Raw genomic sequence first — 12612 nt, 5'->3', positions numbered from 1 at the left:
GACTCTGAGTCATGCACCCGGCCCGGGGACAGAGTCGCGGCAGCGATCCACCCGCAAACGACTCTGAGTCGCGCACCCGGCCGGGGGACAGAGTCGCGGCAGCGATCAGCGGTACAACAGGTCGGGCTGTGACGAGGTCGCGAACCGCGCGGCCTGCGCGCGCCAGCTCGCGAGCAAGGCCGTTCGCGCCCGCGGCGTACCCGGAATGGCGCGCCGCAACGCCGTGGTGCCGGCCAGCTTGGCCAGGAACGCATCGCGCCAGGTGAGGTCCCGTGGATGGCGGCGCTGGATGCTCGCCAGCAGTTCCACGCCCACGCGCACGGGATCGATGGCGTTCCGGTCGGTCACCGCCACGTACACCATCGGGATCGTGAGCTCGCCGTGCTTCTGCCCCTTGGCGATGGCGCGCGTGACGGAATCGAAGCGCACGCCCGGCAGGCGCAGTGCGTTCAGCTCCGACGCGATCCGGCCGGCATCGGTGAGCCAGGGCGCGCCCACGAGCTGGAACGGCGCATCGGTGCCGCGTCCTTCGCTCATGTTCGTGCCCTCCACGAACACCGTGCCGGTGTAGAGCAGCGCGGCGTCGAGTGACTTCAGGTTCGGCGACGGCGCAATCCAGGGCAGGCCGGTCTCGTCGTACCACATGCTGCGGCGCCAGCCCTGGAGCGGCGCGACCTGCACGGTGGCGTGCACCTGTCCCGTGCGCACGAGGTGCCGGAGCAGCTCGGCGGGCGTCAGCGCGTACCGCAGCGCCACCGGATACTGGCCGATGAAGGACCGGTATGCGGTGTCGAGGATCGCGCCGGCGGTGACATCGCCACGCACGGGCACGGGGCGGTCGCAGACGATGAACGGGATGCCGCGCTTCCCCGCCGCGTCGGCCGACAGCGCCATGGTCCACGGGTAGGTGTAGGTGCGCGAACCCACATCCTGGATGTCGTAGACGAGCACGTCGATGCCGGCGAGCATCTCCGCCGTGGGCGCGCGCGTCGCACCGTACAGCGAGAAGACCTGCACCCCGGTGGCGCTGTCCACCGACGAGGCGACGTGCTCCCCCGCCTCGGCCACGCCGCGCAATCCGTGCTCGGGACCGTAGAGCGCGGTGAGCCGCACCCCCGGCGCGCGGGCCAGCAGGTCGATGCTGCTGACGCCGGCTGCGTCACGCCCGGTGTGATTGGTGATGAGTCCGACGCGCTTGCCGCGGATCAGGTGGATCGAGTCGGTGACCAGTACCGTGATGCCGGGCCGGACGGCGGGCGCGGTCGACTGCGCGGGCAGCCGGGCGGCAAGCAGCACCAGGCCGATGAGGAGGGCACGCGTCAATGAGGTGGGCATGATGGAGGGACGGTGCCGCACGCACTGGTCCGGCGCAAGGCGGCGGGCCGGCACAGGCCTCCCGCGCAGATTCACGCTCATCCGTCGCAGCGCCGTGATGTCTCGGCAGCACCTCCCGCACTGTACGGCAATCGACTACATCCCATAAGTGCAAGGTACGAAACAGTTTACGGCAGTCTCATCGGCGCGTCTTCCTTCCAACTTCACGAAACCTGTACACGCGTGCCCGTAACCGTCCCTATTGCACGTTGGTGGTACACAATGGAGTATCGGGTTGCATCCCAACCCAATCCCTCCGATGTGGCCACTCGACGAACTCAGTGACGAGAGCACGGACGTGCGGTTGACGTTCGCCCGGCGGTATGGATGGCACCTGCGGGAAGCGGCCGACGCGCTCTTCCGCAGCGATGGCGACCACGGCCGGCTGGCCGCGCTGTGGGTGCAGCAGATGCTGCACCGGGGGCAGCTCTTCCAGGACTGCGATTCCGACCGGGTCCTGATCCGGCTCACGATCGGCCCCTGGACGTTCGACTTCGAGATCTACGCGGACCGCGCCGGCGCGCGGCAGCCGGTCCGCGCGGGGCTCCCCGACACGCTGTTCCGCGACTGCTTCGCGATCACGTCCCGCGACTACAGCGAGTGCGAGCTGACCGTGCTGCGACAGGTCGTGGCGGCCGCGGGATTCGATCAGGCGACCACGCTCACGCCGTTCCTGCTCCCGCTGGACACCCAGGGACACTGAGCCGGGCCGGCGGGCTCAGCTCCCCACGACGCCAAGGGTGGCCTCGTCCCGGGCGAGGTAGTTCGTGACGTAGTCGGCGACGGCGTCCTCGAGCGGGGTGAACTTCACCGGGCAGCCGGCCGCCGCGAGCCGCGCCATCGACGCCTGCGTGAAGTACTGGTAGCGGTCCCGGATGGACTCGGGCATCGGCACGTACCGGATCTGCGGCGTGCGCTGCATGGCGGCAAAGACGGCGTGTGCGAGCGCATTCCAGGTGCGCGCCCTGCCGGTGCCGAGGTTGAAGAGGCCGTGCACGTGCGGTGCGGCAACCAGCCAGGCGACGACCGCCGTGAGGTCCTTCACGTAGACGAAGTCGCGCTGCTGCTCGCCATCACCGATGCCGCTGCGGTGCGACTGGAAGAGCTGCAACTCGCCGCTCTCGCTGATCTGCCGGTGCGCCTTGCAGACCACGCTCATCATGTCGCCCTTGTGGTACTCGTTGGGGCCGAAGACGTTGAAGAACTTGAGTCCCACCACCTGCTGCAGCAGCCCCGTGCGCGCCGCCTGCAGGTCGAACAGGTGCTTCGAGAAGCCGTACATGTTGAGCGGCACGAGCGTCTCGAGGCGCGCCGGGTCGTCGTCGAAGCCGCCGGCGGCCTCGCCGTAGGTCGCCCCGCTGCTGGCATAGATGAAGCGCGCGTCGCGGGCCAGCGACCACTCGCACAGCTCGCTGGTGTAGTGCGTGTTGTTCGCGAGCAGGTAGTCGGCGTCCCGCTCGGTGGTGGCGCTGCAGGCGCCGAAGTGGATCACCGTGTCGGCCTGGAACGCCCCCGAGTTGCGGCGCAGCGTGGCGAGGAACTCGTCCTTGTGGAGCGCGTCCGTGATGCGCAGCCCCACCAGGTTCCGCCACTTGTCACCGCTGCGCAGGGCATCGACGCAGATGATGTCGTCGTACCCCAGCTTGTTGAGCTGCCAGATGGTGGCACTGCCGATGAAGCCGGCGCCTCCGGTGACGATCAGGCGATGACGGGACACGGACGGCGGGTCGGGAGTGGGACGGGTGCAGGGGGCGCGGCGGGAGCCGCAATCTAGTGGCGTGCAATCGAAGTTCGGGGTGCAGTCGATCGCCGCGACTTCCCACCGGCCGGCGCGCTGCACTTCGCGCGCCCTACCGCCCGTGCGTCCGCGGCGAAACCTTTGCCGGGCCTGGTGTGTCAAAGCACCGGCAGGCCCAACGCCGCTGCATCGCCACCGCCCGCCTCCCCGCCGCATGCCGGTCACTCGCGCAGGTCACCTCCTCCGGCGCGTCGCGCTGGCGCTCACGCTCCTCCCCGCGGCGATGCACGCGCAGGGCACCCCGCCCGACTCCACCCGGCCACCGGCCGCCGCCAGCGAGGCGCTGAAGGTCTTCCTCGACTGCCGGGGCGACACCACGCTCGGCTGCGCGACGGACTTCTTCGTCGTGGACGTCCCGTTCGTGAGCTGGATCCGCGACCGCCTCTTCGCGGACGTGCAGTTCCTGGTGACGACGATCCAGACCGGCAGCGGCGCCTTCCAGTACACCGTCACCGCCATCGGGCGCGGGCGATACGACGGGCGCGCGGACACCACGGTGGTGAACACGGTGCCCAACGAGTCGGAGGACGGTGTGCGTCGCCGGCTCTCGTCGGCCTTCTCGCTGCTGCTGGTGCCATACGTGCGCACTTCCGCAGTGGCCCAGCGGCTGCGCGTGGTCTACGACGCGCCGCCGGCCGGCCGCACCGCCGCGGGCCCGCCGGTGCGCGACCGCTGGAACTACGTCGTGCTGCAGGTGCAGTCCAGCGGCTTCATGAGCACCGAGTCGCGCCAGACCTTCGCCAACGTGGATGCCGACATCCGCGTGCGCCGCGTGACGGAGCGGAACGCCCTGCGCTTCGGCTGGAACCAGAGCATGCGCTACAACAAGTTCGAGATCGACGATTCGACGATCGTCACCAACACCATCCGCAACGGCGTGTTCTTCGCGCGCGCCGTGAAGGCGCTCGGCCCGCGCCTCTCGGCCGGCCTGCTGACCAACATCGGCTTCAGTGAGTTCACCAACACCGCGCTGGCGTGGCGCGCGGCGCCGGTCATCGAGTACAACCTCTTCCCGTGGAAGCAGGCCACCAGCCGGCAGGTCGCGATCTCCTATGGCGTCGGGCCCCGCTACTTCCGCTGGAAGGACTCGACCATCTTCGGGCGACTCAGCGAGTGGCGGATGCAGCAGGAGCTGGTGGTGGGATCCGACGTGCGCCAGAGCTGGGGCAGCGTGAACGTCAGCGTCCGCTATGCGAGCTACCTGCCGGAGCTGCGCAAGTGGAACCTCGGCACCAACGGCTCGGTGAACCTCAACCTGGTCAAGGGGCTCTCGCTCAACCTCGGCGGCGGCGCCTCGCTGATCCGGGACCAGATCTTCCTCGCGGCCGAGGGGCAGACACCGGAGCAGATCCTGACGCAGCAGCGGGCGCTGGCCAGCAACTACAACGTCTTCGTGTTCACCGGCCTGTCGTACAGCTTCGGCTCGATCTACAACAACGTGGTGAACCCGCGCCTCGACTTCTTCAACCTCGGCGGCGGCAACTGAGCCGCGGGCACCGGGCGCGCCGGTCCGGTCAGGCCAGCAGTGCCACCAGGTTCCGCTGCCACGCCGCCTCGAGGTCGGCCATCCGCGCACCCTTGCCGCGATCGGGGGCCGAGGTGAGCAGCCCCTGTGCGCTGGGGTGCGGCACCGCATGCACGGCAACCGGCAGCGCCAGCAGTTCGACCACGGCGGTGGCGACCTTGCCCAGGCAGCAGACGCGATCGGCCCCCCGGGCCATCGCACGCTCGATGTCGTGCCGCAGCCGCGCCAGATTCTCGACACTCTCGCGCTCGGCCCGCGACGGCGCGCGGAAGTGCTCGCCGTCGTCGGTGGGACAGCGATCGAAGGCGTTCGTGAGCAGCACCCCCGAGACGACCGGCGTGACACCGGCCGCCGCCAGTGCGGCACCGTCCCAGCGCACGCCCTGCGGATCGCCGTCCCACGTGAGCACCCCGGCCGCCTCGAGGGCGGCGTACAGCGGACGGCCGGCGCGATCGCCGAAGAACGGAATGCCCGACTGGTCGGCACCCCGCGGACCGGGAGCCTCACCCACCAGCACGGCACGCAACGGTGCCGCCGTGTCGCGTGGCTCCAGCGGCGGCACGGCACTGCCGCGGATGCGCGCCGCCGGCGTCACACCGGCGCGGGAACCCGCCCGTTGCGGCGCGCGTGGTGCCACTCAGATGCCGTTGCGTCGGAGCGCGACGTCGCCGTTGGTGGAGCGCAGCGTGAGCTGCCGCCCCCCCTGCCCGATCGTGGCGCGGAGCGAGTTGCGCGCCACGCGACCGCTCACGAGCACCGGGAGCTCCGTGCTGACACCGCCGTTGGTGGTGGACATCTCCAGCTCGGCCGACAGCGTGACCGGTGCATACACGGTGACGGAGCCGTTCGTGGACGCGAAGTGCATCGGCGCCGTGCCTTCCACGCGACCAAGGCGCGCCACCACACTGCCGTTGGTGGTGCGGGCATTCACGATGGTGCCGCTGGTCCGCACGTTCACGTTGCCGTTGGTGGTGGCGGCATCCACCTCCGCCGTCAGGCCCTCGAGCACGACGTCTCCGTTGGTGTTCCGGGCGTACGCCTTCACGCCGTCGGGCACGCGGACGCGCATGGTGACACTCACCTGGTCGCCACCGCGCCAGCTGCCGGACCGGTAGCTGCCGCGCACGCCGTCGTCCGTGCAGCGCTGGTCGTCACCCCAGAGCGCGCAGACCACCGCATCACCGTCACCCCGTGCACGCGCCTCGAAATGCACCACGCGGCCATTGCCCCGGTTCACGCGACGCTCGGCGACCACCTCCACCTGGCTGCCGTCGCCGCGCTCCACGCGGATGTCGCCGTTCATGTTGTGCAGGCGGATGGTGTGCCCGGGTGCGACGGCACCCGACCAGCGGAAGGTGGTACCATCGTCGGACTGCGCGGCGAGCGCGCCGAGCGGGGCGGCAAGACTGATGACGAGGGCGGCGAGATGGTGACGCATGGCGGCTCCGGGAAGGCTATGGATGTGTGCAGGTACGCGCACCGGCGAGTGGCGGTTTCGCACCGCCCCGCTCCTGCCGCCGGCCTGGCGTCTGACCCGGTGCGCGCCCGCCGGGTTGCCATCGCACCCTCCCGACGGTGACCTGCCACGCCCCTGCACGTCCACCACACATGAGCCTGCGGAAACTTCTCGCCCTCGTCGGCAGTGTGGTGGTCAGCAGCATCCTCGGCTGGGCCGGCTCGAAGGCCGGCATGATGACCGGGTTCATGCTGGGCATGGTCGGCACCGGGCTTGGCATGTACGCCGGCTACAAGCTGGCGGAGCGGCTCGAGTCCTGAGCGCGGGCGTCGATTCCGGGATCCACCGGTTCGACCGGTGTCAGTGCCACTCGATCCGGACGACGCGGCCTTTCGGGCCAACCATCCAGCCTGCGCCGTCAGGGCCGAATCCGACGCTCCAGTAGGCCTCGCCGTCCAGCGGCTGCCAGGTCTGGCCGTCGTCGCGGGTGAACGCGGCACCACCGGGGCCGACGGCCACGGCCACCGACCCGGATGGCAGCGTCGCGTACGCGACACCGTAGATGGCGCCGGCAAACGACGGCTCCGCCACCACGGTCCAGGACCGTCCGCCATCGGCCGTGCGGGCGACGCGTGGCCCCGAGCCGGTGCCGCCGATCACGCCGCCCACGGCCAGGCCGTGCATCCGGTCGCGGAAAGCGACGCCGGTGGCCCCCGCCCCGCTGCCCGCGGCAAGCGGCAGGGTCGCCGCGGTCCAGCTGCCGCCCTGATCCACGCTGTGCAGCACGCGCGGCGCGGCGCCCGAGCCGGTCGCGATCCACGCATCACCGGCCGTGGAGGTGACTGCACAGGTGCCGCTGGCCGCGAATCCGCCCTCACCCGCCTGGCCCTCGATGGTGGTCGGCGTCCACGTGCGGCCGTTGGCGGTGCGCACGACGGGAATCCGCCCGTCCACCGCATCGCTGAACGCGAAACCGCGCCGGTCATCCCAGAAGGCCATGCAGTCGTAGAAGGCCGCCGTGTCGCGGTTCACGAAGACGGGGGCCCACGTGGTCCCGCCGTCCGTCGTCTGGAAGATGCCGGACTTCTCCCCGTTGCCGGCGGCCATGAGCCAGGCACGCCGCGCATCGATGGCGTGCAGGTCGCGGAACTGCAGGCTGTCGCGGCCCGGCACGACATGCGCCTGCCAGGTGGCACCGGCATCGGTGGTGATGGCGTACGAGCCGCGATGGCCGCTGATCCACGCCACCTTCGGGTCGCGGGCGCTCACGCTCACGGCCTGGAACAGCGCGGTGGAGCCGGACTGCTGCACGATCAGCGACGGCGCCTGTGCCCGCAGCGCCGCCACCGGGCCGAGTGTGAGGAGCAGGAGTGGGACGAGACGCGCCATGGTCGCAACCGGTGATGGGGGAGCCCCGCTGCGCACGTCGCGCGGACGCCATCGCGCGACGATCACCGGCCGGGTGCCGCCGCGCAAGCGGAGGCGCCGAGAATGCCCGCCAGGCGAACGGCGTGCTCGGCCCGGAGCATCGCGAAATGGTCGCACGGCAGTTCCGCGACACGCACCGGGCCGCAGAGCAACGGCCCCCAGCCAAGCAGCCGGTCGGTGTCGATCACGCCGACGAGGCGACGCCGGATCGCGGCGCGGATGAGCAGCACCCGTCCGGCGTACGGCCGCGGTTCGTAGCGCAGCCACGCCTCGACCACCGGCGCGAGGGCCCGCTCGACAGCCTGGACCGCGTGCAGCGGCACCTCGCCGTCGGGGTCCTCATCCAGGTACAGGGCCCGCTCCGCCCGTCCCGCACCGACGGCGCCCCGCGCCACGTTCCACACGCGCATGCCGAGATAGGCCGGCATGCCCGCTGCGCCCAGCGAGAGCGCGTGCCGCAGGTGTCTCCAGGCGCGCACCGGCGCCGGCTGCAGCAGCGGGTAGCCCGGTCCATCACAATCGAGGAGCGCCAGTTCCGACACGCACTCACCGGCGGCAACGAGCTGCTGCGCCATCTCGTACACGACGTTCCCGCCCAGCGAATAGCCGGCGAGCCGATAGGGCCCATGCGGCTGCACCACGCGCATGTCGGCGACGATGCGCGCCGCGATCTCGTGCAGCGTCCGCGGCACCCGGCCACCAACGCCGGCACCGGGCTGCTCCGCCCCGAACGCGTAGAGGTCCAGCACGTGCAGGGGCTGCCCCGGGCCGAGGGCGCGCGCCAGCGCGTCGAGCACCAGCAGCTCGCCACCGCCACCGGGGGCGAAGAAGACCGGCATGGCCTCTCCGCGCGGCTGCACGGCGATCACGGTCGACGCCGTCCCGGTGGCCGGCGCCCGGAGGCGTGCCGCCTGCTGGCGGATCGTGGGTGCGGTGAAGAACGCCGAGGCGCGCAGCGACACGCCGTGCGCCGCCTCGACGGCGGCGAGCAGCCGGAGCGCCTTGATGGAGTGGCCACCGAGTGCGAAGAAGTCGTCATCGGGGCCGATCGGGCGGACGCCGAGTGTGGACTCCCAGATCGCCTGCAGGCTGCGCTCGATCGGGTCGTCGAGCGGTGGTGCAGCGGCGCCGGGATCACCGTCGTCCTCGATCGCCGGCGCCGGCAGCGCGGCCCGATCCACCTTGCCGTTGATGGTGAGCGGCAACGCCTCCAGCACACAGATCGACGACGGCACCATCCAGACCGGAAGCCGCTCGCGCAGCCGCTCACGGAGCACCCGGGGGCAGACACCGCCAGGCTCCGTCGGCACGACGTAGGCGACGAGCGCCGGTTCGCCCGGCGTGTCCTCGCGCAGCACAACCACGGCCTGCCGCACGCGGGGATCGGCCAGCAGCGGCGCCTCCACCTCGCCGAGCTCGATGCGGTACCCGCGCAGCTTCACCTGCGCGTCGCTGCGACCGAGGTACTCGATCACGCCATCGGGCCGGCGGCGCACCATGTCACCGGTCCGGTACATCAGCGCATCGGGAGCATCCGGATCGGCGACGAAGCGCGCCGCCGTCCGTTCCGGCAGGTTGAGGTAACCGCGAGCGACGCCGGCGCCGCCGATGTACAGCTCTCCCTCGGCGCCAGGGAGAACGGGGCGGCCCAGGCCATCGAGGATGTGGCACGACACGTTGGCGATCGGACGGCCGATCGGCACCGGACGCGCCTCGTCGATCACGCCCGTGATCTCGTGCCATGTCGCATCGACGGCGGCCTCCGTCGGGCCGTAGAAATTCCCGATCCGCAACTGCGGCAACTCGCGCCGGCACCGGGCCGCCAGCGCCCCGTCGAGCGCCTCGCCTCCGCTGACGAGGTACCGCAACTGCCGGCAGTCGGAAAAGCCAGGCGCAGCCGCGATCACCTGCAGCGCGGAGGGCACGACCTGGACCAGCGTGATGCGCTCGCGCCGGAACAGCGCCGGCATCGACGTCAGGTCGCGTTGCGCCCCCGGCTCGGCCAGCACGACCGTCGCACCGGCCACCAGCGGCGCGAACAGCTCCGCGATGGCGGCGTCGAAGCTGATCGACGCGTACTGGAGCATGCGGTCGGCAGGCGTGATGTCGAGTGCGCCGGCGAACCACGCCGCATGGTTGGCCACGGCGCGATGCGGCACCAGCACACCCTTCGGCCGCCCGGTGGAGCCCGAGGTGTACATCACGTACGCCAGGTGCGACGGGCCGGCGGTCGCAGGTGGTGATGCGGGCACGTGCGACGCGTCATCGGGTGCGACGGCCGCGCTGGCATCGACGGCCAGACACCGCACCGGCATGCCCTCCGCGACGTCGCGGGCACGGGCGATGAGCTGCCCGTGCACGAGCAGGATCCGGCAGGCGCTGTCCTCGAGCTTGAAGCGCACACGATCGCGCGGGAGCTCCGGATCGATGGGCAGGAACGCGCCGCCGGCCTTGTGGATGGCGAGCAGCACCACCGGCAACTCGAGTGACCGCTCCATGCAGACCGCGACGACGCCGTCGGGCCCGACGCCGCCGTCCACGAGCAGGCGGGCGAGGCGATTCGCGCAGGCGTCGAGCGCTGCGTACGTCAACGTCCTTCCCGCCATCTCGACGGCCGGAGCAGCAGGAGTGCGTGCGACCTGCGCCTCGATCAAGTGATGCAGCAACGGCGCACCGGCGGGGGGTACCGCCACGGCGGTGCCCTGCGTTGTGTCATCGCTCCCGGACGTGCCAGGGACCTGCGCATCGACCTGCCGTCCGATCCCTGCCATGCGGTTCTCCCTGGTGCGCCATCGGCTTCCGTACCGATCCCGGCCGGAGGGGAAAATGGCGTACTCATGGAGAACCGACACACAAAACGCGCCGTCGGTGTAACGACGGCGCGCCGTGGACCTTCACCGGGGACTCATGGCCGGCCGCGTGGGTTCACGCCCCCACGGATCCCGGCAGGCGCGCGAGCCTGCCGGGGCCGGGGACCGTCAGGCGTGGGCGGGCATGGGCGCACCCGGCGCGGCCTTCACCTTGAACAGCGCGGCGAAGATCAGCAGCACGCCCAGCGCGCCGATGGCCGGCACGAACCAGATCTTCGTCCAGTCGTGGGTCACGGCGCCGCCGGCGGTGGTGGCGGCGATCACGTTGGCGTCCACCACCATGCCCGAGAGCTTCGATCCGATCAACTGGCCGGCGCCGAGCGTGACGAGGGCGATGAAGCCCTGCGCCGCGGCGCGGATGCTGATGTCGGCCTGCTGGTCCACGTAGATCTGCCCGGTGACGAAGAAGAAGTCGTAGCAGACGCCGTGCACGAGCAGCGCCAGGTACAGCATCCACATGCCGCTGCCGGCGTTGCCGTACGCGAACAGCAGGTAACGGAACGTCCACGTCGCCATGCCGATCAGCAGCAGCTTCTTGATGCCGAGCCGGGCGAAGAAGAACGGCATCAGCAGCATGAAGCCGATCTCCGACATCTGGCCGATGGTCATCTTCGCGGCCGCGTTCTGGACGCCGATCTCGTTCAGGAAGGGGTTCGCGAAGGCGTAGTAGAACTGCAGCGGGATGCAGAGCAGGAAGGAGCCGAGCACGAACACGGCGAACGAGCGGTCTTTCATGAGGGCCAGCGCATCGAGCCCGAGGATGTCGCGCACCGACAGCTTCTTGCCGGCGTTGTGCGGCGGGGTGTGGGGCAGCGTGAGGCAGAACAGGCCCATCACCAGCGAGGCGCCGGCGCCGAGCAGCAGCGGCAGCGCGGTCTTCTCGGCGCTCACCATCGCGGCCTCGCCGGCCACCGCCTGCTCGGGCAGGAAGCCGATGGCCCAGCCGGCGGCGATGAAGCCGATGGTGCCGAGCACGCGGATGCGCGGGAACTCCGCCGCGGGATCGGACATGTGGTCGAACGCGAGCGCGTTGGTCAGCGCCAGCGTCGGCATGTAGCAGAGCACGTAGACCAGGAACAGCGGCCAGAAGGTCGCGAAGGTGGACTGGGTGGCGGCGAAGTACAGCACCGCGGCGCCGGCCACGTGCAGGAAGGCGAGCACCTTCTCGGTGGAGAAGAAGCGGTCGGCGATCATGCCCACCAGGAACGGTGAGAGGATCGCGGCGATGGCCGGCAGCGAGTACGCCGTGCCGATGTCGCCGCCGCTGGCCTGCAGCGCATTGCCAAGGAACGTGCCAAGCGTCACGAGCCACGAGCCGTAGATGAAGTACTGGATGAACATCATCGCGGAGAGGCGGAGTCGGATCGAGCCGGAGCCCGAGGCGGCAGTCGTCATGGCAGTTCCTGGATGCGCATCCCGCGGATGCTGAGCTGGCCTTCGTGGTCGCCCTGGATGGAGATGTACCCGCGGCTGGCGAGGCCATAGTTGGGGTACTCGTTGAACTTGCTGGCCTTCACCTTGGCGCTCCAATCAGCGCCCTTCAACTCGTAGTCCACGACCTTGGTGCCGTTGAGCCAGTGCTCGACGTGGGTGCCGGTGACGACCAGCCGCGACGTGTTCCACTCGCCGCCCGGCTTCGACACCTTCGCGCTCGGCGCGTAGATCGCATACGCCGACGCGGCCGTGCGCGTCGAGTCCTTGCCGTCGGGGTGCTTCGCATCATCGAGCAGCTGGTACTCCGGGCCGCTCCAGTACGGCTTGTTGTATTCCTCCGTCACGCGGTAGAACACGCCGGCGTTGCCGCCCGGCTCGAGCATCCACTCCCACTCGAGCACGAAGTTGGCGTACTGCTGCATGGACTGCAGGTCGCTGGCGTTGCCGGTCTTCGACAGCACGCCGTCCTTGAAGGTCCAGCCCTTCTGGCCCGACGGCGTCTTGTATTCACGCCACTGGCTGACGGTGGAGTCGAGCAAGGGCGTGAACGAGGCGATGACCACCTTCTCCGCGTTCGGCTTCTCCAGTGACATGTCGTCAGCGGGCTTCGGGGCGCATGCGGCGAGCGAAGCGCCGGCCAGCAGCGCGGTGATCACATGCCGTTGCGTCGTGAGCATCAGAGCCGCCCCGCGATGAGTGTGTCGAGTCATGGCAGTTCCCGGATCCG

General features: G+C 70.5%; 11 protein-coding genes. 3 read left to right on the top strand and 8 right to left on the bottom strand.

Annotated features, from left to right (window positions below):
- Positions 1 to 105: 105 nt before the first annotated feature.
- Entirely contained in the window at positions 106 to 1335 is a 1230-nt protein-coding gene (locus IT355_17410) for a DUF1343 domain-containing protein (protein ID MCC7055055.1), read from the bottom strand.
- A gap of 298 nt (positions 1336 to 1633) precedes the next feature.
- Here IT355_17410 and IT355_17405 point away from each other — a divergent pair, with 298 nt between their 5' ends.
- Positions 1634 to 2077 carry a hypothetical protein gene (locus IT355_17405; GenBank protein MCC7055054.1) on the top strand — a complete coding sequence of 148 codons (444 nt, stop codon included), beginning with the start codon at positions 1634 to 1636 and terminating at the stop codon, positions 2075 to 2077.
- 15 nt (positions 2078 to 2092) lie between these two features.
- On the opposite strand, the gene rfaD is transcribed toward IT355_17405, so the two are convergent.
- Positions 2093 to 3091, bottom strand: a complete 999-nt coding sequence (gene rfaD, locus IT355_17400; GenBank protein MCC7055053.1) for an ADP-glyceromanno-heptose 6-epimerase — start codon at positions 3089 to 3091, stop codon at positions 2093 to 2095.
- A 235-nt stretch (positions 3092 to 3326) separates the two neighbouring features.
- Between rfaD and IT355_17395 the strand changes: the two genes are divergently transcribed.
- Positions 3327 to 4658 carry a hypothetical protein gene (locus IT355_17395; protein ID MCC7055052.1) on the top strand — a complete coding sequence of 444 codons (1332 nt, stop codon included), beginning with the start codon at positions 3327 to 3329 and terminating at the stop codon, positions 4656 to 4658.
- 28 nt (positions 4659 to 4686) lie between these two features.
- Here IT355_17395 and IT355_17390 read toward each other — a convergent pair whose 3' ends face one another.
- Positions 4687 to 5334 carry a hypothetical protein gene (locus IT355_17390; GenBank protein ID MCC7055051.1) on the bottom strand — a complete coding sequence of 216 codons (648 nt, stop codon included), beginning with the start codon at positions 5332 to 5334 and terminating at the stop codon, positions 4687 to 4689.
- A complete protein-coding gene (locus IT355_17385; GenBank protein MCC7055050.1) occupies positions 5335 to 6135 on the bottom strand; it encodes a DUF4097 family beta strand repeat protein in 801 nt (266 codons plus the stop codon).
- 170 nt (positions 6136 to 6305) lie between these two features.
- Between IT355_17385 and IT355_17380 the strand changes: the two genes are divergently transcribed.
- Entirely contained in the window at positions 6306 to 6473 is a 168-nt protein-coding gene (locus tag IT355_17380; protein MCC7055049.1) for a hypothetical protein, read from the top strand.
- Between the two features lie 40 nt (positions 6474 to 6513).
- Here IT355_17380 and IT355_17375 read toward each other — a convergent pair whose 3' ends face one another.
- The 4 genes from IT355_17375 to IT355_17360 all read right to left on the bottom strand — a co-directional run bounded on the left by IT355_17375 (position 6514) and on the right by IT355_17360 (position 12595).
- Positions 6514 to 7542 (bottom strand): hypothetical protein, encoded by a 1029-nt coding sequence (locus tag IT355_17375; GenBank protein ID MCC7055048.1) that lies wholly within the window; start codon positions 7540 to 7542, stop codon positions 6514 to 6516.
- A 62-nt stretch (positions 7543 to 7604) separates the two neighbouring features.
- Positions 7605 to 10352: an amino acid adenylation domain-containing protein gene (locus IT355_17370; GenBank protein MCC7055047.1), complete on the bottom strand. Its 2748-nt coding sequence runs from the start codon at positions 10350 to 10352 to the stop codon at positions 7605 to 7607.
- Positions 10353 to 10559: 207 nt separating this feature from the next.
- On the bottom strand, positions 10560 to 11846 hold the full coding sequence (locus IT355_17365; GenBank protein ID MCC7055046.1) for a nucleoside permease: 1287 nt from the start codon (positions 11844 to 11846) through the stop codon (positions 10560 to 10562).
- Positions 11843 to 12595 (bottom strand): DUF1080 domain-containing protein, encoded by a 753-nt coding sequence (locus IT355_17360; protein ID MCC7055045.1) that lies wholly within the window; start codon positions 12593 to 12595, stop codon positions 11843 to 11845. The genes IT355_17365 and IT355_17360 overlap by 4 nt, the downstream gene beginning before the upstream one ends.
- Positions 12596 to 12612 lie beyond the last annotated feature (17 nt).

Source organism: Gemmatimonadaceae bacterium (assembly GCA_020851035.1).
In the GTDB taxonomy this organism is placed as follows: domain Bacteria; phylum Gemmatimonadota; class Gemmatimonadetes; order Gemmatimonadales; family Gemmatimonadaceae; genus JACMLX01.
Note: the sequence above shows the minus strand (reverse complement) of the source record. Positions and strands in the feature narration are given on the sequence as shown.

Coding starts and splice junctions, on each gene's coding strand:
- IT355_17410 (MCC7055055.1), bottom strand. CDS start 1,335: ATGCCCACCTCATTGACGCGTGCCCTCCTCATCGGCCTGGTGCTGCTT.
- IT355_17405 (MCC7055054.1), top strand. CDS start 1,634: ATGTGGCCACTCGACGAACTCAGTGACGAGAGCACGGACGTGCGGTTG.
- IT355_17395 (MCC7055052.1), top strand. CDS start 3,327: ATGCCGGTCACTCGCGCAGGTCACCTCCTCCGGCGCGTCGCGCTGGCG.
- IT355_17385 (MCC7055050.1), bottom strand. CDS start 6,135: ATGCGTCACCATCTCGCCGCCCTCGTCATCAGTCTTGCCGCCCCGCTC.
- IT355_17380 (MCC7055049.1), top strand. CDS start 6,306: ATGAGCCTGCGGAAACTTCTCGCCCTCGTCGGCAGTGTGGTGGTCAGC.
- IT355_17375 (MCC7055048.1), bottom strand. CDS start 7,542: ATGGCGCGTCTCGTCCCACTCCTGCTCCTCACACTCGGCCCGGTGGCG.
- IT355_17370 (MCC7055047.1), bottom strand. CDS start 10,352: ATGGCAGGGATCGGACGGCAGGTCGATGCGCAGGTCCCTGGCACGTCC.
- IT355_17365 (MCC7055046.1), bottom strand. CDS start 11,846: ATGACGACTGCCGCCTCGGGCTCCGGCTCGATCCGACTCCGCCTCTCC.
- IT355_17360 (MCC7055045.1), bottom strand. CDS start 12,595: ATGACTCGACACACTCATCGCGGGGCGGCTCTGATGCTCACGACGCAA.